Raw genomic sequence first — 20722 nt, forward strand, 5'->3', positions numbered from 1 at the left:
CCTCAGCCGTTCCAGCCCGCCGGCATGCGCGTCACCGTGGCCGGCCTGGGCCTGAGCGGCGCCAGCGCCGCCCGGGCGCTGGCCCGGCTCGGCGCCCTGGTCACCGTCGTCGACGGCGGCACCGGCGAGCGGCAGCAGGCCGGCGCGGCCGACCTGGTCCGCGAGGGGATCGAGGTCAGGCTCGGCGACGGTGAGACGCTGCCGAAGGCCACGGACCTGGTCGTCACCTCGCCTGGCTGGAGCCCTGACAGCCCGCTGTTCGCGGCCGCGGCCGAGACGGGGGTGGAGGTCGTCGGCGATGTCGAGATCGCCTGGCGGCTGCGCGGCACGCGCGGCGGGGAGCCCGCCCCCTGGCTGGCCGTCACCGGCACCAACGGCAAGACCACGACCGTGCGCATGCTCGCCGCCATCCTCCAGGCGGCGGGCCTGCGCACGGCGGCGGCCGGGAACATCGGCACCCCGCTGACCGACGTGGTGCTCGCCGACGAGCCGTACGACGTGCTGGCGGTGGAGTTGTCCAGCTACCAGCTGCACTGGGCCCCCTCGGTCCGCCCCCACTCGGGGGCGGTGCTCAACCTGGCGCCCGACCACCTCGACTGGCACGGCTCGATGGCCGCGTACGCGGCCGCCAAGGGCCGCGTCTACGAGGGCAACACGGTCGCCTGCGTCTACAACACGGCCGACCCGGCCACCGAGGAGCTCGTCCGCGCCGCCGACGTCACCGAGGGCTGCCGCGCCATCGGCTTCACCCTCGGCGTACCCGGCCCCTCCGAGCTCGGCGTCGTCGATGACCTGCTGGTCGACCGGGCCTTCGTGCCCGGGCGCCACCGGCAGGCCCAGGAGCTGGCGGCCGTCTCCGATGTGAACCCGCCCGCCCCGCACAACGTCGCCAACGCCCTGGCCGCCGCCGCCCTGGCCCGCGCCTACGGCGTCGGGCCCGCCGCGGTCCGTGACGGCCTGCGCTCCTTCCGCCCCGACTCCCACCGCATCGCGCACGTCGCGGACGTCGCGGGCGTGGCCTACGTCAACGACTCCAAGGCGACGAACACCCACGCCGCCCAGGCCTCGCTGACGGCCTATCCCCACGTGGTGTGGATCGCCGGCGGGCTGGCCAAGGGCGCGGAGTTCGACGACCTGGTGCGCGCGACCGCCGGACGGCTGCGCGGCGCCGTGCTGCTGGGGGCCGACCGGGGGCGCATCGCGGGTGCCCTCGCGCGACACGCCCCGGATGTGCCCGTCGCCGACCTGGACCGGACGGACACTGGGGCGATGGCGGCCGCGGTGCGCGAGGCCGCGCGGCTGGCCCGGCCGGGAGACACCGTACTGCTGGCCCCTGCCTGCGCCTCGTGGGATATGTTCGCCAACTACAGCCAGCGAGGCGACGCCTTCGCCGCAGCCGTCCGCGACCTGGCCGCCGGTCAGGACCGAGGAAGCGCTCAGTAGACCCCGGCGGCCCGCGGACCGCAGGCGCGGGGCGAGGAGGGGCCGACCATGACACGCGAGCAGACGTCGGCGCGCAGGCCGCGCGCCGCCCGCCGGTCCGTCCCGGCGCGGCGCCCCGCCCGGGCCCCGTCGCGCCCGAGACGCCCGGCCCCTCCGCCGCCGCGCCCGCCGCGGCTGGCCCGGCTCACCGGCCTGGTGACCCGGGCGCGGCGCGCCTGGGACCGGCCGCTGACGGCCTACTACGTCCTGGCGGGGACGGGGCTGCTGCTGACGTCCCTCGGGCTGGTCATGGTTTTCTCCGCCTCGCAGATCCAGGCGCTGCGCTACGACCTGCCCGCCACGTTCTACTTCCGCAAGCAGCTGCTGGCCGCCGTGCTCGGGGCCGGGCTGCTGCTGCTCGCCGCGCGCATGCCGGTGAAGCTGCTGCGCGCCCTGACCTACCCGGTGCTGGCCGTCTCGGTGGTCCTGCTGGCGCTGGTGCAGGTGCCAGGGGTCGGCGTGGAGGTCAACGGCAGCACCAACTGGCTGAACGTGGGCGGCCCCTTCCAGTTGCAGCCCAGCGAGTTCGGCAAGCTCGCCCTCGTGCTGTGGGGCGCCGACCTGCTGGCGCGCAAGGGCGAGCGCGGGCTGCTGGCGCAGTGGCGCCACCTGCTGGTGCCGCTGGTGCCGGTCGCGCTGCTGGTCTTCGGACTCGTCATGGTGGGCGGCGACATGGGCACCGTGATGATCATGACGGCGGTCCTCTTCGGCCTGCTCTGGCTGGCGGGCGCCCCGACCAGGCTGTTCGCGGGTGCGCTGGCCACGGGCGCGGCACTCGTGGTGTTCTTCATCGTCACCGCCCCGCACCGGCTGGACCGCCTGGCCTGCATCGGCGCCACCGACCCCGGCCCGGACGACCGCTGCTGGCAGGCGGTGCACGGCCTCTACGCCCTCGCCTCCGGCGGCTGGCTCGGCTCCGGGCTGGGCGCCAGCGTGGAGAAATGGGGCGAACTTCCCGAACCGCACACGGACTTCATCTTCGCCATCACCGGGGAGGAGCTCGGCCTGGCAGGGACGCTGTCCGTGCTCGGTCTGTTCGCCGCTCTAGGCTATGCGGGTATCCGCGTGGCCGGGCGCACGGAGGACCTCTTCGTCCGTTACGCGGCGGGCGGGGCGACGGCGTGGCTCATGACCCAGACCGTGATCAATATCGGCGGGGTGCTGGGCCTGCTGCCCATTGCCGGGGTGCCCCTGCCGCTGTTCTCGTACGGAGGGTCGGCCCTGCTGCCCACGATGTTCGCCGTGGGGCTGCTGATCTCGTTCGCCCGGAGCGATCCGGCGGCCAAGGCGGCCCTGGCCATGCGGCGGCCGGCGACGCGCACGCTCGCGGGCCTGGGACGGAAGACGAAGCGACGGCGCGGGTGACCCGCCGTCCCGGAGAGCGGTGACATTCGGTGCATGTAGTTCTCGCCGGCGGAGGGACCGCCGGTCATATCGAGCCCGCGCTGGCACTCGCGGACGCCCTGCGCAGGCAGGACCCGACCGTGGGGATCACGGCGCTCGGCACCGAGCGCGGGCTGGAGACGCGACTGGTGCCACAGCGCGGGTACGACCTGGAGCTCATCCCCGCGGTGCCCCTGCCGCGGAAGCCCACACCCGAACTCCTCACCGTTCCCGGCCGGCTGCGCGGCACCATCAAGGCCGCCGAGGAGATCATCGAGCGCACCAAGGCCGACTGCGTCGTGGGCTTCGGCGGCTACGTCGCCCTCCCCGGCTATCTCGCCGCCAGGCGGCTGCGGGTGCCGATCGTCGTGCACGAGGCCAACGCCCGGCCGGGCCTGGCCAACCGCATCGGCGCCCGCTACACCAGATTCGTCGCCGTGGCCACGCCCGACAGCAAGCTGCGCCACGCCCGGTACGTGGGCATCCCGCTGCGCCGCAGCATCGCCACGCTTAACCGCCCGGCCATGCGTTCCGAGGCGCGGGCGTTCTTCGGGCTCGACGCGACGCTGCCGACCCTGCTGGTCTCCGGCGGCTCCCAGGGCGCGCGGCGGCTGAACGAGGTCGTGGCGGCCGCCGCACCCTTCCTCCAGCGGTCCGGCGTGCAGGTGCTGCACATCGTCGGCCCCAAGAACGACCTGCCGGAGCTGGACACGATGCCCGGTATGCCGCCTTACATACCGGTATCGTATGTGGACCGCATGGACCTCGCGTACGCCGCGGCCGACATGATGCTCTGCCGGGCGGGAGCGATGACCGTCGCCGAACTGTCCGCCGTCGGGCTGCCCGCCGCCTACGTCCCGCTGCCCATCGGCAACGGCGAGCAGCGGCTGAACGCCCAGCCGGTGGTCAAGGCGGGCGGCGGTCTCCTCGTCGACGACGCCGAACTGACGCCGGAGTGGGTCAGGGGCAACGTCCTGCCCGTGCTGACCGATCCGGCCCGGCTGACCGCCATGTCGCGCGCCGCCGCCGAGTTCGGCCGCCGGGACGCCGACGAGCTGCTCCTTGGCATCCTCCACGAGGCGGTCGCGGCGGGCAGAGGATGACGGGCGCCAGCCCTGGTTGCTGAGGAGTTGAGGGAGCGTGGCCGGACCGACGACCGCGGAGCGGGGCGGTGACCGCCGTCAGCGTCCGGCCGGCCCGCGCCAGCCCGCCGGGAGACCGGCGCGCCTGCTCGGGCTGCGCCGGCGCACCGCCGTGCTGCTGCTGGCGGTTCTGGCGGTGCTGCTCGGGGGCTTCGGCGCCTGGGCGCTGTACGGCTCAAACTGGCTGCGGATCGAGCGGGTCTCGGTGCACTGGCAGCAGGGTCCGCGCGAGCTGACGGAGGAGCAGATCATCGAGGCGGCCAGCGTGCCGGTCGGCTCTCCGATGGCCTCGCTGGACAAGGGCGCCGTGCGCGACCGGCTGCTGGAACGGCTGCCGCGCCTGGAGTCGGTCGAGGTCGTCCGCGGCTGGCCGCACGGGGTCACCCTGAAGGTGACGGAGCGTGAGCCCGAGCTCCTGGTGCCCCGCTCCGGCGGCTACACGCAGGTGGACGACGACGGCGTCGCGTTCGCCGAGACCCGCAGCCGGCTGCCGGGCGTGCCGGTGCTGGAGATGGCACTGGAGGACAGCCCCAGCCGTCACCGGTTCGATGAGGAGCGGGTGCTGCGTCATGTGGCCGCGATGGCCGCCGAGCTCCCCGCAGAGCTGCGCGACCAGGTCCGCCTCATCCGCGTTACCTCATACGATGCGCTGACGCTTCAGCTGACGGGCGATCGCACGGTGCGCTGGGGGAGCCCGGAGGACGCCAGAGCCAAGGCGGAGGCGCTCGCGCGCGTGATGGACGCGGCCGGGGAGGCAGCGTACTTCGACGTGAGCGTGCCCAGCGCCCCGGCAGTGTCCGGCGGCTGACGGCAAGCCACTTCCTGACGGGGGCGCACCCTGGTTGACGGCCCCCGAGCGCGATCACATAGGGTGAAAAGAAAAACGGGAGGTTCGGCGTGTTCATTGAACGCGTACCGCTCGCGACTTAGTGTCCGTTGCGAGGAATACGACGAACGGCAAGCACAGGTAACCCTAAACTGAAGCGTTAGGGTTCGGGACGGCTTATCCATCCGTCCCATCGGCATCAGTCGGCGCACTGCGGCCCCCGCGGGGCGACGACACGTAAATCGAGGCGAGAGGCCTTCGACGTGGCAGCACCGCAGAACTACCTCGCAGTCATCAAGGTCGTCGGTATCGGCGGAGGTGGCGTCAACGCCATCAACCGGATGATCGAGGTCGGTCTCAAGGGCGTCGAGTTCATCGCGATCAACACCGATGCGCAGGCGCTGCTGATGAGCGACGCCGACGTCAAGCTGGACGTCGGCAGGGAACTGACCCGGGGACTGGGCGCAGGCGCCAACCCCGAGGTGGGACGCAAGGCTGCCGAGGACCATCGCGAGGAGATCGAGGAGGTCCTCAAGGGGGCCGACATGGTCTTCGTCACCGCGGGCGAGGGCGGCGGCACGGGCACCGGCGGTGCCCCCGTCGTGGCGAACATCGCCCGTTCCCTCGGCGCGCTGACCATCGGCGTCGTCACCCGGCCCTTCACCTTCGAGGGCCGCCGCCGGGCCAACCAGGCGGAGGACGGCATCGCCGCCCTGCGCGACGAGGTGGACACCCTGATCGTCATCCCGAACGACCGGCTGCTGTCGATCTCCGACCGCCAGGTCAGCGTGCTCGACGCCTTCAAGTCCGCCGACCAGGTCCTGCTCTCCGGTGTCCAGGGCATCACCGACCTCATCACCACCCCGGGTCTGATCAACCTCGACTTCGCCGACGTGAAGTCGGTCATGTCGGAGGCCGGTTCGGCCCTGATGGGCATCGGCTCGGCGCGAGGCGATGACCGCGCGGTGGCCGCCGCCGAGATGGCGATCTCCTCGCCGCTGCTGGAGGCCTCTATCGACGGCGCGCGCGGCGTGCTGCTGTCGATCTCCGGTGGTTCGGACCTCGGCCTCTTCGAGATCAACGAAGCGGCTCAGCTGGTCAGCGAGGCGGCGCACCCTGAGGCGAACATCATCTTCGGCGCCGTCATCGACGACGCGCTCGGCGACGAGGTCCGGGTGACCGTGATCGCCGCCGGGTTCGACGGCGGTCAGCCGCCCGCCCGCACCCGGGAGAAGGTGCTCGGCTCCTACGGCGCCAAGGACGAGTCGGTTCCTCCGCCGCCCGAGCGCGAGCCCGAGCCCGAGCGTCCCGCCTTCGGCGGCATCGGCTCGCTGACCCCGCGCGAGCCGCTGGGGAGCGAGCGGGACCCGATGGGTGAGACGGCCGACCCGCCGGCCGAGCCCAAGCCGCCGACGCCGCAGGTGCCTTCCGCTCGTCCCTATGACTCGGGCCAGGTCGAGGAGCTCGACGTCCCCGACTTCCTGAAGTGACGCGAGGCACGTGATAGACCGGCAGCACACACCCAGCGGCGCCCACTTCGCCTTCACCGACCGGTGGGGCGGAGTGAGCGCCGCTCCGTATGACACGCTCAACCTGGGCGGCGCGGTCGGCGATGACCCCGCCGCCGTGCGCGCCAACCGCGAGCTGGCCGCGAAGACCCTGGGCCTTGCGCCGGACGCGGTCCGGTGGATGAACCAGGTACACGGCCGTGAGGTCGTCGTCGCCGACGGGCCGTGGCCCGGGGGCGAACCGCCGGAAGCCGACGGCGTGGTGACCGTGGCGGGCGGGCTGGCACTCGCGGTACTGACCGCCGACTGCGTGCCGGTGCTGCTGGCCGACCCGGTCGCGGGTGTGGCCGGAGCGGCGCACGCCGGGCGGCCTGGTCTGCTGGCGGGTGTGGTGCCCGCGACGGTGGAGGCGATGCGCGGGCTGGGCGCCGACCCGGCGCGGATCGTCGCCCGGACCGGTCCCGCGGTCTGCGGCCTGTGTTATGAGGTCCCGGCCGGGATGCGGGACGAGGCGGAGCGGACGGTGCCCGGCAGCGGTGCCGTCACCCGCGAGGGGACCCCGGCCATCGACATCCCCAGGGGCGTGCGGGCGCAGCTGGCGGCGTGCGGCGTCACGGACGTCGCCAGCTCGCCGGTGTGCACCCGCGAGTCGCGCGATCACTTCTCCTACCGGCGTGAGGGCACGACCGGGCGGCAGGCGAGCTATGTGTGGGTAGCGCCATGACCGCCACTCGCCGTGCCGAACTGGCCGCCCGGCTCGCCCGGGTGGAGGAGCGCATTGCCCGCGCTTGTGACGCGGCGGGGCGCGCACGAGAAGACGTGACCCTGATCGTCGTCACCAAGACGTATCCCGCCGACGATGTGAGAATCCTCGCGGAACTCGGGGTGCGGCACGTCGCGGAGAACCGTGACCAGGAGGCGTCCCGGAAGGCAGCTGCCTGCGCAGATCTTTCACTCACGTGGCATTTTGTGGGGCAGCTGCAAACAAACAAGGCGCGTTCGGTGACGAGTTACGCGGATTTTGTGCATTCCGTTGATCGCGAACGGCTGGTGAAGGCGCTCTCCGAGAGCGTCATGCGCCGGGAGCGCGCTCCGTTGCGCTGTCTCGTCCAGGTGGCGCTGGAGAAGGAGGACGGCGAAGGCGCTGCCGGGCGGGGCGGCGTAGCTCCCGAGGGGGTGCCCGAACTGGCGCGCGCCGTGGCGCGAGCGCCTGGGCTCACGCTCGCCGGACTCATGATGGTGGCACCGCTGTCCGGGTCGTATGCGGGCCGCCCAGGCGTAGCCTTTGCACGGCTGAGGGAAATCTCAAGAAGCCTGCGCGGGATCGATCCGGCTGCGACGATGGTCTCGGCGGGTATGAGCGCGGACCTGGAGGAGGCGATCGCGGCGGGAGCGACACACGTGCGCGTCGGAAGCGCGGTGCTCGGAGTCCGCTCCGGCCTCCGGTAACGTCGCCACGCAAGGGGATCACAACCGAAAATATGGTCAATCCCGGCGTGCCGGGAGGGGCCACGCCGAAAACGCAGGTGACGTGGATTCATGGCCCCGCAGGCGGAGCCGATCCACCACAGAGCGGAGGACGCAGTCGATGGCTGGCGCGATGCGCAAGATGGCGGTCTACCTCGGCCTCGTGGAGGACGACGGCTACGACCGCCCGGGTTACGGACCCGACGACGAGTTCGAGCCCGAACCGGAGCCGGAGCCCGAGACGGAGCGGGGGCGACGTCAGCAGACGCATGAACCCGCGCCTCGTGAGCGTGCGGAGGAGCCGGTGCGGGTAGTTCACCCGCCGGCGCAGCGGGAGACGGAGCCCGCACCCGCCTCGCTGCTGACCGAAAACAGACGGCCCGGGAGGATCGCTCCCGTGTCTTCCATCACATCAGAACGGCAGAACGTGGAGAAGAGCGCGCCGGTGATCATGCCCAAGGTCGTGTCGGAGCGGGAGCCCTACCGGATCACCACGCTCCACCCCAGGACGTACAACGAGGCCCGTACTATCGGGGAACACTTCCGCGAGGGCACGCCGGTGATCATGAACCTGACCGAGATGGACGACACCGACGCGAAGCGACTTGTCGACTTTGCGGCTGGTCTGGTCTTCGGTCTTCATGGCAGCATCGAGCGCGTGACGCAGAAGGTGTTCCTTCTGTCGCCTGCTAACGTCGACGTAACGGCGGAGGACAAGGCCCGCATCGCAGAGGGCGGGTTCTTCAACCAGAGCTGACAGACAGCACCGGAAGGACAGCGCCCGGCCGCCCGGCCGGGCCGGGAGACAGGGGAGAGGGACAGGCAGGATGGGCATCGTTCAGCAGGTGATCCAGATCGCCCTGTACTGCCTGGTCGGACTGCTCCTCTTCCGGCTGGTGATGAGCTACGTCTTCATGTTCGCGCGCTCATGGCAGCCCGGTAAGGCGATGATTGTCGCCCTGGAGGCCACCTACACTGTCACCGATCCGCCACTGAAGGCGCTGCGTAAGGTCATCCCTCCGCTGCGCTTCGGGGGTGTGGCGCTTGATCTGTCCTTCTTCGTACTCATGATCATCGTCTACATCCTGATCATGGTCGTGGCCGGGCTGTGAGTGAGTACGGGCTTGGTCGTATGCCGACGATTTACGTTGAGGTGAAGAGATGCCGCTGACTCCCGAGGACGTGCGGAACAAGCAGTTCACGACCGTCCGCCTCCGAGAGGGCTACGACGAGGATGAGGTCGATGCCTTCCTCGACGAGGTCGAGGCAGAACTGACCCGGCTGCTCCGGGAGAACGAGGATCTGCGCGCCAAGCTGGCCGCGGCTACGCGAGCCGCCGCGCAGAACCAGCAGAACATGCGCAAACCGGAGCCGCAGGAGCGTCCCGGCGGCCCCATGCCCACTGCCATATCCGGACAGCAGCCGGGCCCGCAGCAACAGCAGCAGATGGGCGGACCGCCCCAACTGCCCGCGGGTCCCGGTGGTCCTGGCGGTCCCGGCGGCCCGCAGTCGCACCCCGGTGGCGGTCCGATGGGTGGTCCCGGTGGTCCCGGTGGTCCCGGGCACATGGGTCCGGGCGGCCCGCAGGGTCACCCCGGCGCCCCGGCGCCGATGGGCGGCCCCGGTGGCGGCCCCGGTCCGCACCTGCCCGGTGGCGGCAACGACAGCGCCGCGCGCGTGCTCTCCCTCGCGCAGCAGACCGCTGACCAGGCGATCGCGGAGGCCCGTTCCGAGGCCAACAAGATCGTCGGTGAGGCGCGCAGCCGCGCCGAGGGCCTGGAGCGCGACGCCCGTGCCAAGGCCGACGCGCTGGAGCGTGACGCGCAGGAGAAGCACCGTGTGGCCATGGGCTCCCTGGAGTCCGCCCGCGCCACGCTGGAGCGCAAGGTCGAGGACCTGCGCGGCTTCGAGCGCGAGTACCGGACGAGGCTGAAGTCCTACCTGGAGAGCCAGCTGCGGCAGCTCGAGAGCCAGTCGGACGACTCGCTCGCCCCGCCGCGCACGCCGGCCACCGCGTCGCTGCCGGCCTCCCCGTCGCCGTCGCTGGCCTCCGCCGGCGCGCCGTCGAGCGGTGGCGGCACCATGGGCGGCGGCGGACACCAGTCCATGGGCACCATGGGCGGCAACCAGTCCATGGGCGGCGGCAACCAGTCGGTGGGCGGCGGCCAGTCCGGCAGCAGCGGTGCCGGCAGCCAGCCCTCCTACGGCAGCGGCCAGCAGCAGATGTCCCCCGCCATGACCCAGCCGATGGCGCCGGTCCGCCCGCAGGGCCCGCAGCCGGTGCAGCACCAGGCTCCGTCTCCGATGCGCGGCTTCCTGATCGACGAAGACGACAGCTGAGGGCGTCGGCCGCACGCCCCGTGACGCGGCATCTGACATAGGGGCGGGGCCCGGATCACCTGATCCGGGCCCCGCCCCTTTTCTCCCCTTTTCTCCCTTTTTCCGGTTCTTTCCGCGTGCGTGCCGCGGTTACGCCTTGCGCAGCCGGAAGGTGAGGCCGAGCGCCTCGTCGCGGAAGGGCTCGCCGTAGGAGTCGTCGCCGTCGCCCTCGGCGAAGTCCGTGGCCAGCACCTCCGAGCTGATGAGCGCCTGGTGCTCCGCCACCGCGCGGCTCAGCTCGTCGTCACTAGCCCGCCACCGCACGGTGATGCGGTCGGTGACCTCCAGGCCGCTGTTCTTGCGGGCCTCCTGGATCAGCCGGATGACGTCGCGCGCCAGGCCCGCCCGCCGCAGCTCCGGCGTGATCTCCAGGTCCAGCGCGACGGTCGCTCCCGCGTCCGAGGCCACCGACCAGCCCTCGCGGGGCGTCTCGGTGATGATGACCTCCTCTGGGGTCAGCGGCACCCGCTCGCCCTCGACCTCGACCGCTGCCGTGCCCTGGCGGAGCGCGGCCGACAGCGCCGCGGCGTCCGACTCGGCGATGGCACGGGCCACTTCCTGGGTGCGCTTGCCGAACCGGCGTCCCAGCGCCCGGAAGTTCGCCTTCGCCGTGGTGTCCACCAGGGAGCCGCCGACGTCGGACAGCGAGGCCAGCGTGGCGACGTTCAGCTCTTCCGCGATCTGCTGGCGCAGCGCGTCGTCCAGCAGCTCGAAGCCCTGCGCCGCGATCAGCGCGCGGGACAGCGGCTGCCGCGTCTTCACACCGGACTCCGCGCGAGTGGCGCGGCCCAGCTCCACCAGGCGGCGCACCAGCAGCATGTCGCGCGACAGGTCCGGGTCGATCAGCGACCGGTCGGCCTCGGGCCAGGCGGCGAGGTGCACGGAGTCGGGGCCGTCCGGCGCCACCGGGACGATCAGGTCCTGCCAGACCCGCTCGGTGATGAACGGGACGATCGGCGCCATCAGCCGCGTCACCGTCTCCAGCGCCTCGTGCAGCGTGCGCAGTGCGGCCGGGTCGCCCTGCCAGAAGCGGCGGCGGCTGCGGCGCACGTACCAGTTCGACAGGTCGTCGATGAAGGTCGAGATCAGCTTGCCGGTGCGCTGGGTGTCGAAGTTCTCCATCGCCGACGTCGCCATGTCGACAAGGGAGTTCAGCTCGCTCAGCAGCCAGCGGTCCAGCAGCGGCCGGTCAGCGGGTGCCGGGTCCGACTCGCTGGGCGACCAGCCGGAGGTGCGGGCGTACAGCGCCTGGAAGGCGACCGTGTTCCAGTACGTGAGCAGCGTCTTGCGCACGACCTCCTGGATCGCGCCGTGGCCCACGCGCCGTGCCGACCAGGGGGAGCCGCCCGCGGCCATGAACCAGCGCACGGCGTCGGCGCCGTGCCGCTCCATGAGCGGGATGGGCTCCAGGATGTTGCCCAGGTGCTTGGACATCTTCCGCCCGTCCTCGGCCAGGATGTGGCCCAGGCAGACGACGTTCTGGTAGGAGGAGGCGTCGAAGACCAGCGTCCCGACGGCCATCAGCGTGTAGAACCAGCCCCGGGTCTGGTCGATGGCCTCGCAGATGTACTGCGCCGGGTACTGCCGCTCGAACATCTCCTTGTTGCGGTAGGGGTATCCCCACTGCGCGAACGGCATCGACCCGGAGTCGTACCAGCCGTCGATGACCTCGGGCACCCGCTCGGCCGTCAGCGAGCAGCCCACCGCGGTGCACGTGAATGTGATCTCGTCGATGTAGGGGCGGTGCGGGTCGAGGCCGGACTGGTCGGTGCCGGTCAGCTCAGTCAGCTCGGCGAGGGAACCGACACAGGTCAGGTGGTCCTCCGGGCAGCGCCAGATCGGCAGCGGGGTGCCCCAGTAGCGGTTGCGGGACAGCGCCCAGTCCACGTTGTTGTTGAGCCAGTCGCCGTAGCGGCCGTGCTTGACCGACTCGGGGTACCAGGTGGTCCGCTCGTTCTCCCGCAGCATCGCGTCCTTGACGCGGGTGGTGCGGATGTACCAGGACGGCTGGGCGTAGTACATCAGCGGCGTGTGGCAGCGCCAGCAGTGCGGGTAGCTGTGCTCGTACGAGACGTGGCGCAGCAGCAGGCCGCGCTTGGCGAGGTCGGCGACGAGTGCCTCGTCGGCCTTCTTGAAGAACTGGCCGCCCACCAGCGGCAGGTCCTCCTCGAAGGTGCCGTCGGGCCGCACCGGCGTCACCACCGGCAGGCCGTAGGCGCGGCAGGTGCGCAGGTCGTCCTCGCCGAAGGCGGGGGACTGGTGCACCAGGCCGGTGCCGTCCTCGGTGGTGACGTAGTCCGCCAGCACCACGAAGTGGGCGCGCGTGTCGAACTCCACCAGGTCGAACGGCCGCTGGTACGTCCAGTGCTCCAGCTCCGAGCCGCGGAACGTCTGCCCCGTCGGCTCCCAGCCCTCACCCAGCGCCTTGGCCAGCAGCGGCTCGGCCACCACCAGCTTCTCCTGGCCGTCCGTGGCGACCACGTACGTCACTTCGGGGTGGGCCGCCACCGCCGTGTTGGACAGCAGGGTCCACGGTGTCGTCGTCCACACCACCAGGGACGCCTCCCCGGCCAGCGGGCCGGAGGTCAGCGGGAAGCGGACGTAGACCGAGGGGTCGACGACCGTCTCGTAGCCCTGCGCCAGCTCGTGGTCGGACAGGCCGGTGCCGCACCGGGGGCACCACGGCGCGACCCGGTGGTCCTGGACGAGCAGGCCCTTGTCGAAGATCTGCTTCAGCGACCACCAGACCGACTCGATGTAGGACGGGTCCATCGTCCAGTAGGCGTCGTCCAGGTCGGTCCAGTAGCCCATGCGGGTCGTCAGCTCGGCGAAGGCGTCGGTGTGGCGCGTCACCGACTCGCGGCACTTCGCGTTGAACTCCGCGATGCCGTACTCCTCGATGTCCTTCTTGCCGCTGAAGCCGAGCTCCTTCTCCACGGCCAGCTCGACGGGCAGGCCGTGGCAGTCCCAGCCCGCCCGGCGCACCACGTGATGCCCGCGCATCGTCTTGTAGCGCGGGAAGATGTCCTTGAAGACCCGGGCCTCGATGTGGTGGGCCCCCGGCATCCCGTTGGCGGTCGGCGGGCCCTCGTAGAACACCCACTCCGGCCGGCCCTTGGACTGCTCCAGGCTCCGGGCGAAGGTCTTCGACTCGCGCCACAGAGCGAGCACCTCGTGCTCGAGCGCGGGCAGGTCGACCTGGGCGGGCACGGGCCGGTACTTGCTCATGGGATCGTCCTCCGGCGGACACGGCTGTGATCTCCGTCAGAGGGACGAGAGCCGCCGCACGGGCTCCCGCGGTACCACCCTCCTTGGCCGGTGCGTACACGCCTTGCCCCGGCCCCCTCATTGGGCTGCGAATGCCGGTTCTACTCACGCTCGGCACGGGCCGAGGCTTTCTTCCGGCGGCTCCGGGGTGATCTTCACGTCGCGCTCGCCCCCGGGCTCGCACCGTCCCCGGGTCGCTCACGGCTGCTGGACGACGCTACTCGTCCCCATCCACGCCTTTTCGCTGGCCACCAGTGTACGGGCACGCGCACCGCGTCAGCGACCGGTTATGCATCAGCCCGGCCGGGGCACAACGCAGGGAGACCGGCGCGCCCTCGTTGCCCAGGACGTGTGGTCGATTTATCGTTCCCGGCACGATTCGCGAGCAAGATCACACTATGTGAAGGGGTCGCCGCCATGGTGGCGAGCAACACCGCGCCGGACGCGCCGGACGCTCCGGTACCGGAGAACGCCACGGGGCAGGCGGCGGAACGGCTCTCTCCGGCGTCCGGGGATGCCGCTCCCGCGAAGCAGACGACCGGGAAACGGACGGGAAAGCGGGCCGCCGCAGCGGCGGACGGGAAGACAGCGGACCGGAAGACGGGAGCCAGGAAAGTGGCGGCGAAGAAGAGCTCGACAGACAGTTCCCCGACCGCGGTGCCCCTCGCCCGCGCCTCAGCCCCGGTCGACCCCGCAGACCTGGCGGTCCGGGCGGGGGAGGAGCCGTGGAGCGCCGAGGAGGTCGACGAGGCCCGCGCCAAGCTGACGGCCGAGGCCGACAAGCTCCAGGAAGAGATCGTCTCCGCCGAGAAGGCGCTCACCGGGCTGATGCGCGACTCCGGCGACGGCGCGGGGGACGACCAGGCCGACACCGGCAGCAAGAACGCCACGCGCGAGCACGAGCTGGCGCTGGCGGGCAACTCGCGCGAGGTGCTCTACCAGACCCAGCGGGCGCTGGCCCGGCTCGAGGCGGGCACCTACGGGCTGTGCGAGAGCTGCGGCAACCCCATCGGCAAGGCGCGGATGCAGGCCTTCCCCCGCGCCACGCTCTGCGTCGACTGCAAGCAGCGGCAGGAGCGCCGCTTCTGACGGGTTCCGGCACGGGAACCGCCGTGTCGTACCCTCGTCACGTGAGCAGCGAGGCGGAGCCGACCATCGAATCACCCCAGGATCCCGGCGGCGGGAGCGAAGCGGCCGGTGAGACCGGCGGGGAGCGGGGCGGCGCCGCCGCGCCGGCGGCCCGCCGGCGGGTGGGCGTGCTGGCCGCGGTCGCGGCCGTCGCCTACGTGCTCGACCTCGCCACCAAGACCTGGGTCGTCGAGTGGCTGGAGGGGCGGGAGCCGGTCGAGGTCCTCGGGGAGTGGCTGCGCTTCGAGGCGGTGCGCAACCCGGGCGCCGCGTTCGGCGTCGGCGAGGCGCTGACCGTGGTGTTCACGTGCATCGCCGCCGCCGTGATCGTCGTCATCGTCCGGCTGGCCCGCAAGCTGTACAGCGCGCCCTGGGCGGTCGCGCTCGGCCTGCTGCTCGGCGGCGCGCTCGGGAATCTCACGGACCGGCTGTTCCGTGCGCCGGGCGTGCTGGAGGGGCACGTCGTGGACTTCATCGCCCCGAAGTACTTCGCCGTCTTCAACGTGGCGGACTCGGCGATCGTGTGCGGCGGCATCCTGATCGTGCTGCTGTCCTTCCGTGGTCTCGACCCCGACGGAACGGTTCACCGGGACTGACATACTCGGACGGGTGAGTACGCTTCCCGAGACCCGTACCCTGCCGGTTCCCGAAGGCCTGGAAGGCGAGCGCGTGGACGCCGCACTCGCCCGGATGCTGGGCTTCTCCCGTACCAAGGCGGCCGAGCTCGCCGCCGCGGGCAAGGTCAGGCTCGACGGTGCGGCGGTCGGCAAGTCCGAGCGCGTGACCGGGGGCTCCTGGCTGGAGGTGGAGATGCCGCCGCCGCCCGGCCCGGTGCGCGTGGTGGCCGAGCCCGTGCCCGGGATGACCGTGGTCCACGAGGACGGCGATCTCATCGTGGTCGACAAGCCGGTCGGCGTCGCCGCCCACCCCAGCCCCGGCTGGAACGGGCCCACCGTCGTCGGCGGCCTGGCCGCCGCCGGGTACCGCATCGCCACCTCGGGCGCGGCCGAGCGGCAGGGCATCGTGCACCGGCTGGACGTCGGCACCTCGGGCCTGATGGTCGTGGCGAAGTCCGAGCACGCCTACTCACACCTCAAGCAGCAGTTCCGCGACCGGACCGTCGAGAAGCGGTACCACGCCGTGGTCCAGGGGCACCCCGATCCGCTCAGCGGCACCATCGACGCGCCGATCGGGCGCCACCCGCAGCACGACTACAAGTGGGCGGTGACCGCCTCGGGCAAGCCCTCCGTCACGCACTACGACCTCATCGAGGCGTTCCGTGCCGCCAGCCTGCTCGACATCAAGCTGGAGACCGGCCGCACCCACCAGATCCGCGTGCACATGGCGGCCCACCGCCATCCGTGCGCCGGGGACCTGACCTACGGCGCCGACCCGGTGCTGGCCCGCCGGCTCGGCCTGACCCGGCAGTGGCTGCACGCGGTGTCGCTGGGCTTCACGCACCCCGCCGACGGGCGCTGGAGCGAGTTCACCAGCGACTATCCCCAGGACCTGGCCAGGGCGCTCAGGACGCTGCGTGAGGAGAGCGCCTGACCACGCCGTTGCCGGTCCCCTCCGGTGCCCCGGACCCGTCGCCCGCCCGCTCGGCCTGCTCGGCGGGGCGGGGCGGACGGACGGCCGCCTCGGACGTCGGGACGCGGGGCAGCGCGTACGGGTGGTGATCGCGCAGCCAGGTGATCAGCTCCTCGCGCACCGCGCAGCGCAGCGTCCACACGTCGCTGGCGTCACGGGCGGACATCGCGGCGCGCACCTCGATCGTCGTGGGCGTGGTGTCGGTGACGACCAGGCTCCAGGAGCGGCCGTCCCAGTCCTTGCGGCCCAGCAGGAACTCCCGCAGGTGCTCCCGCAGCTCGGCGATGGGCGCCGCGTGGTCCAGGTAGAGGTAGACGGTGCCGGTGATCTGCGTGCCGCCGCGCGACCAGTTCTCGACGGGCTTGCTGTTGAAGTACGACACGGGCATCGTCAGCCGCCGGTCGTCCCAGATCCGCACGGTGAGGAAGGCAAGGGATATCTCCTCCACGGTGCCCCACTCGCCGTCCACGACCACCGTGTCGCCGATCTTGACCGAGTCGCCGAAGGCGACCTGGAGCCCGGCGAAGAGGTTGCCCAGTATGGACTGGGCCGCGACACCGGCGATGATGCCGATGATGCCGGCCGAGGCCAGCATGGACGTGCCCAGCGCCCGCAGCTCGGGGAAGACCAGCAGTATCGCCACGGCCGCGGCGACGACGCCCAGCACGGTGGTGACCACCCGCCGGATCATGCCGAGCTGGGTGCGGAACTGCCGCACCCGCGCGGTGTCGTCCGTGCGGGCCTCGTAGCGGGAGATGTAGTTCTCGGCGACCGCGCCCGCCGCGCGTATCACCAGCCACGCGGAGGCGGCGATGGTGATCGTGGCGAGGATGTCGCGGAAGACGTCGCCGCGCCGGACGTTCAGCTCGAAGGCGTCGTAGGCGACGTACACGGCGGAGGAGGCCAGCAGCAGCTGGAGCGGCGTCTGGCAGCGGCGCAGCAGGCCGAAGAGCCGGGTGTCGTGCCGCCGCTCGTCCGCGGCGCGCAGCAGCCGGTCGATGAGCCAGCCGATGAGCACGGTCAGCGTGAGGGTGCCGCCGATCACGAGTACCGGCCGCAGCACGTCCTGCATGGCGTCCTCTCAGCTCCTTGTGTCTGTGGTCACCGGCGGCGCGGAGCCGCGCAGTCCGTCTGCCAGGCTAACTGGCACGATGGTGGCTCCTGGATGGGTGACCATGCCTAGCACCGGAAGGCGGCCGAGACCATGACGGATGTCATGCTGTTCCACTCTGCGTACGGGCACCGCTCCGCCGTGGTGGAGGCGGCGGCCAGGCTGCGTGACGCCGGCCACCGGGTCTTCACCCCGGACCTGTACAACGGGCGTACGGCCCGGACCATGGCGGAGGGGGCGGAGGTCTCGGAGGAGATCGGCCGGGACGAGCTGCTGCGCCGGGCCATCGCCGCCAGCGCGCCGCACGCGGACGGGGGCCTGGTGTATGCCGGGTTCTCGCTGGGCGCCGCGATCGCGCAGCGGCTGGCGCTGGGCGACGAGAAGGCGCGGGGGCTGCTGCTCCTGCACGGCACCGCGGACATCGAGGACGGGACGACGGTGGACGACCTGCCGGTGCAGCTGCATGTCGCCGATCCCGATCCGTTCGAGACGCACGACTGGCTCAGCGCCTGGTACCTGCGGATGCGGGCGGCGGGGGCGGACGTGGAGGTCTACCGCTACCCGGGCGCCGGGCACCTGTTCACCGACGCCGGGCTGCCGGACTACGACGAGGAGGCGGCCGAGGCGGCGTGGCGCACGGCGCTGGGCTTCCTCGACAGCCTCGGCTGACGCGGGCGGCGCGCCCGCCGCCCGCGTCACAGCCGGGATAACCACCGGCTACGGGGTCACTGCGTGTTCTGCTCGACCATCGCCTCGAACTCCTCGGCGGTCTGCGGAGTCTGGATGATCTCGTCGTTCCACGCCAGCGTCGGCGTGCCCTCGACGCCCTCGGCGTTGTTGAACTTCTCGGACATCTGCAGGGCCCAGGCGGCGAAGGTGCTGTTGCGCACGTCCCGCTCGAACTGCCGGTTGTTCTCCAGCTCGGGGACAGACTGGGCCAGCTCGATCAGGTGCTCGTCGTCGCCGAAGGCGTCCTCGGACTCCGGCGGGTGGTTCTCCGCCGTGTACAGCGCGTCGTGCAGGTCGAGGAACGCCTCCTCGCTGACGTTGAGCGCGGCGCCCAGCGCGGACAGGGCGTTCTTGGAGCCGGTGCCGCCGGCCACGCCGTCGAGGAACGTGCCGAAGACGTACTGCACGCGGTAGGTGCCGTCCTCCATGCCCTGGCGGACGTTCTCGCCCATGAGCTGCTCGAAGGAGGCGCAGGCGGGGCAGCGCGGGTCCTCGTAGAGGGTGAGGGTGTGCTCGGCGTCCTCGTCACCGATCTCGATGGTCAGGCCGTCCTCGCCGGAGGCATGGGCCGGGGCCTCGATGGGATACGACGGCGTGCCCTCGGCGTTCTCGCCGCTGTCGGCGTTATCGGCGTTGTCAGAATTGTCGGAGTTGTCTGAGTTATCGCCGTCGCCCTCACTGGCCGCGTCGAGCTGTTCCTGGACGGCCTCCCAGTCCGTGGCGTCGCCGCTGCCGTCGTCGCCCATGTTGGCGACGGCCAGGCCGATGCCGCCCGCGATGGCCAGGACGACAACCACCGCTCCGGCGACGGTCAGCTGGCGGCGGATCCTCTCCCGCTTGGCCTGCTTCTCCCGCTCGGCGCGCAGGCGTTCGCGGGCGGCTCGCTTGGCTTCGGCTGAGTTGCGCTTGCTCATGGCTGTTCCGGTTCTCTCCGTGTGTGCGTCGGACGTGGTCTACAGGCCGGGGTGAAGGCGCGGCGGTGGACCACGGCGGAGCACCGTGTGGGAGAGCAGCGGCAGGGCCGGGGCCGGCAGGCTCAGGCGGGCCCGCGGCGCGGGGCGGGGCTCGGCGTGCGGGGCCGGGCTCAGGGCGGCGACGGCCACGAGCAGCGGGCGGAACGTGGCCGCGGCGGCGGCGCGCAGCAGGCGGACCAGCGCGGCCTCGCCGCCGCGCAGCCAGGCGGCCGCGGTGAGGCCGACGGCCACGTGCGCCGCGAGCAGCAGCCACGGGCCGGCGGGGTGCGCGGTCGCCAGCGGGTCGTCGGCGCCGGAGGCGAGCCGGGCCAGCGGGGTGCCGACCTCCCCGCCCGCGCATACCAGGTCGATGCCCATCACCCGCAGCGGGCCCGTCACGGGACCGCCGCCGGGGCCGTAGCAGGCCGCCTGGCCGGTGGTGAAGACGGTGTCGGCGGCCAGCTGGAGCGGCAGCAGCAGCGCCGCGATCTGCCAGAACCGGCGCTCCCGCCCGCCCGCCAGCGCGAACGCGATCAGGAACACTCCGGCCGCCACGGCGGCGACCACGGGCACCGGCAGCGGCTGTCCCGACAGCAGCACGTGGGCCCCGGCGGACAGCGTGACGCACAGTGCGGCGAACACCGCCGCGCGCGCCACGCGCATGCCCGGGGTGCGAGGGGCACCAGATGCTGATACGACCATCGGGCCGAGTGTGCCATGGCTGGCGTCAAGGAGGTATAAGCGGTAGCCGTTCAGTTCCGGTCAGCTGTCCCGGACCGGCGCGTCAGTGCTCGTTTTTCGCGCTTTCATGACCAGGTGTGCTGAAACAGGCGGACACCAGCGAGACGTGCAGTCGTGGGTCGTCACTGTCCGGGCCGATGAGTGAGACGTGAGCCGCGTACTCCAGGGTGCGGTTTTCGAAGAGTACGACGGGCTGGCGGTCAGGGCTGTCGGCCCTTCGGTCCTCGATGATCTCCCAGCCCTGTCGGGGCAGTTCCCTCCGGAGGTTGTCGAGCCCTTCCTCCAGCTTCGCCGTCGGCAGCCCGTAGATGGACCAGGGATGCCGCATGAGGAACAGCCGGTCGTTACCGGTGGCCCGGTCGTTCCCCGGGCAGTCACTCACTCCCGGGCCGGGCTCGGTGACCTCGCCGCGGATGCCCGCCGCGTCCAGGATCGCGCTGGAGATCTCTGCCGCCTCCTGTCGCCCCTCGTCTGCTGACTTGATCGCTGGAGGATCCTCTTCCCGGGCTTCCGTGCTGTCCATAAAACCACAACCTGACATAAGAAAGAGAAGTAAGAGGGCGATCCTGCCCTTATGAGGTCTCACTGCGTCATCCGTTCGTGGCATCGTCGTAGTTCCCGACGATCACGCGCGCCTGGTTGAGCAGGCTCTTGCTTCCTGGTTTCCAGTAATCGGTGGTCGCGATACGGCCTGGTTCCAGAGCTGCGGCTCCGATGACCGTGCTGCCGTAGCTGTGGCCGACCAGCGTGGTATGGCTGGCGTCGGGGCCGCCTTGTGCCACGGAGAGTCCGTCGAGGAAACTGTTCAGGGCTGGGGCGGCGTCCCGGGCATAGTGCTCGAAGGGGGCGTCACGGATTGCACTATCGGGAGCGTCGTAGCCTAGCCAGGTGATGGGGGAAACCGTGCCGCTTGTAAGGACGCTGTGGGTCCTTGCCAGCTCGCCGTTCCTCGGAGCGGAAGTCCCGCACTAAGCCGTCGACACCCTCAGCCTGGCCGTCAGCGAAGTCAGCAACGC

Annotated in this window: 20 protein-coding genes; 14 read left to right on the forward strand and 6 right to left on the reverse strand. The window is 71.7% G+C overall.

Features of this window, described 5'->3' with window-relative positions; translation table 11 throughout:
* Window positions 1–24 precede the first annotated feature (24 nt).
* The 10 genes from murD (at window position 25) to JK356_RS08890 (ending at window position 10148) form a co-directional block, all read left to right on the forward strand.
* Window positions 25–1443: a UDP-N-acetylmuramoyl-L-alanine--D-glutamate ligase gene (gene murD, locus JK356_RS08845; RefSeq protein WP_201867137.1), complete on the forward strand. Its 1419-nt coding sequence runs from the start codon at window positions 25–27 to the stop codon at window positions 1441–1443.
* Between the two features lie 48 nt (window positions 1444–1491).
* Window positions 1492–2847: a putative lipid II flippase FtsW gene (gene ftsW / locus JK356_RS08850; protein WP_201867030.1), complete on the forward strand. Its 1356-nt coding sequence runs from the start codon at window positions 1492–1494 to the stop codon at window positions 2845–2847.
* A gap of 29 nt (window positions 2848–2876) precedes the next feature.
* Window positions 2877–3968: an undecaprenyldiphospho-muramoylpentapeptide beta-N-acetylglucosaminyltransferase gene (gene murG, locus JK356_RS08855; protein WP_201867031.1), complete on the forward strand. Its 1092-nt coding sequence runs from the start codon at window positions 2877–2879 to the stop codon at window positions 3966–3968.
* 37 nt (window positions 3969–4005) lie between these two features.
* Window positions 4006–4815: an FtsQ-type POTRA domain-containing protein gene (locus JK356_RS08860; RefSeq protein ID WP_201867032.1), complete on the forward strand. Its 810-nt coding sequence runs from the start codon at window positions 4006–4008 to the stop codon at window positions 4813–4815.
* A 281-nt stretch (window positions 4816–5096) separates the two neighbouring features.
* Window positions 5097–6323 carry a cell division protein FtsZ gene (gene ftsZ / locus JK356_RS08865; RefSeq protein ID WP_201867033.1) on the forward strand — a complete coding sequence of 409 codons (1227 nt, stop codon included), beginning with the start codon at window positions 5097–5099 and terminating at the stop codon, window positions 6321–6323.
* 10 nt (window positions 6324–6333) lie between these two features.
* Window positions 6334–7065, forward strand: a complete 732-nt coding sequence (gene pgeF / locus JK356_RS08870) for a peptidoglycan editing factor PgeF (protein ID WP_201867034.1) — start codon at window positions 6334–6336, stop codon at window positions 7063–7065.
* On the forward strand, window positions 7062–7790 hold the full coding sequence (locus JK356_RS08875) for a YggS family pyridoxal phosphate-dependent enzyme (protein WP_201867035.1): 729 nt from the start codon (window positions 7062–7064) through the stop codon (window positions 7788–7790). The genes pgeF and JK356_RS08875 overlap by 4 nt, the downstream gene beginning before the upstream one ends.
* Window positions 7791–7929: 139 nt before the next feature.
* Entirely contained in the window at window positions 7930–8565 is a 636-nt protein-coding gene (locus tag JK356_RS08880) for a cell division protein SepF (RefSeq protein WP_201867036.1), read from the forward strand.
* A gap of 70 nt (window positions 8566–8635) precedes the next feature.
* Complete coding sequence (locus JK356_RS08885) at window positions 8636–8920, forward strand: YggT family protein (protein ID WP_201867037.1); 285 nt, start codon at window positions 8636–8638, stop codon at window positions 8918–8920.
* Window positions 8921–8969: 49 nt separating this feature from the next.
* A complete protein-coding gene (locus JK356_RS08890; RefSeq protein WP_201867038.1) occupies window positions 8970–10148 on the forward strand; it encodes a DivIVA domain-containing protein in 1179 nt (392 codons plus the stop codon).
* 129 nt (window positions 10149–10277) lie between these two features.
* Here JK356_RS08890 and ileS read toward each other — a convergent pair whose 3' ends face one another.
* Window positions 10278–13415 carry an isoleucine--tRNA ligase gene (ileS, locus tag JK356_RS08895; protein WP_201867039.1) on the reverse strand — a complete coding sequence of 1046 codons (3138 nt, stop codon included), beginning with the start codon at window positions 13413–13415 and terminating at the stop codon, window positions 10278–10280.
* Between the two features lie 696 nt (window positions 13416–14111).
* Here ileS and JK356_RS22530 point away from each other — a divergent pair.
* From JK356_RS22530 to JK356_RS08910, 3 genes are read left to right on the forward strand one after another with little or no spacing between them, the layout of a single operon-like run.
* Window positions 14112–14543, forward strand: a complete 432-nt coding sequence (locus JK356_RS22530) for a TraR/DksA family transcriptional regulator (RefSeq protein ID WP_374100625.1) — start codon at window positions 14112–14114, stop codon at window positions 14541–14543.
* Window positions 14544–14584: 41 nt separating this feature from the next.
* Entirely contained in the window at window positions 14585–15178 is a 594-nt protein-coding gene (lspA, locus tag JK356_RS08905) for a signal peptidase II (protein ID WP_374100626.1), read from the forward strand.
* Window positions 15179–15191: 13 nt separating this feature from the next.
* The gene (locus JK356_RS08910; protein ID WP_201867042.1) at window positions 15192–16133 is read left to right on the forward strand and encodes an RluA family pseudouridine synthase; all 942 of its coding nucleotides are present in this window, start codon (window positions 15192–15194) and stop codon (window positions 16131–16133) included.
* Here the strand turns inward: JK356_RS08910 and JK356_RS08915 are convergent.
* Window positions 16105–17244: a mechanosensitive ion channel family protein gene (locus tag JK356_RS08915; protein ID WP_201867043.1), complete on the reverse strand. Its 1140-nt coding sequence runs from the start codon at window positions 17242–17244 to the stop codon at window positions 16105–16107. The genes JK356_RS08910 and JK356_RS08915 overlap by 29 nt on opposite strands.
* Before the next feature lie 132 nt (window positions 17245–17376).
* Between JK356_RS08915 and JK356_RS08920 the strand changes: the two genes are divergently transcribed.
* Entirely contained in the window at window positions 17377–17952 is a 576-nt protein-coding gene (locus JK356_RS08920; RefSeq protein WP_201867044.1) for a dienelactone hydrolase family protein, read from the forward strand.
* A 56-nt stretch (window positions 17953–18008) separates the two neighbouring features.
* On the opposite strand, the gene JK356_RS08925 is transcribed toward JK356_RS08920, so the two are convergent.
* The 4 genes from JK356_RS08925 to JK356_RS08940 all read right to left on the reverse strand — a co-directional run bounded on the left by JK356_RS08925 (window position 18009) and on the right by JK356_RS08940 (window position 20644).
* Complete coding sequence (locus JK356_RS08925) at window positions 18009–18926, reverse strand: thioredoxin domain-containing protein (protein ID WP_201867045.1); 918 nt, start codon at window positions 18924–18926, stop codon at window positions 18009–18011.
* A gap of 39 nt (window positions 18927–18965) precedes the next feature.
* Complete coding sequence (locus JK356_RS08930) at window positions 18966–19667, reverse strand: hypothetical protein (protein WP_236670966.1); 702 nt, start codon at window positions 19665–19667, stop codon at window positions 18966–18968.
* An 82-nt stretch (window positions 19668–19749) separates the two neighbouring features.
* Window positions 19750–20229 carry a hypothetical protein gene (locus tag JK356_RS08935; RefSeq protein ID WP_201867046.1) on the reverse strand — a complete coding sequence of 160 codons (480 nt, stop codon included), beginning with the start codon at window positions 20227–20229 and terminating at the stop codon, window positions 19750–19752.
* Between the two features lie 67 nt (window positions 20230–20296).
* Complete coding sequence (locus tag JK356_RS08940; protein WP_201867139.1) at window positions 20297–20644, reverse strand: alpha/beta hydrolase; 348 nt, start codon at window positions 20642–20644, stop codon at window positions 20297–20299.
* Window positions 20645–20722 lie beyond the last annotated feature (78 nt).

This window comes from Streptomyces sp. 7-21 (assembly GCF_016741785.1).
Lineage (GTDB): Bacteria > Actinomycetota > Actinomycetes > Streptomycetales > Streptomycetaceae > Streptomyces.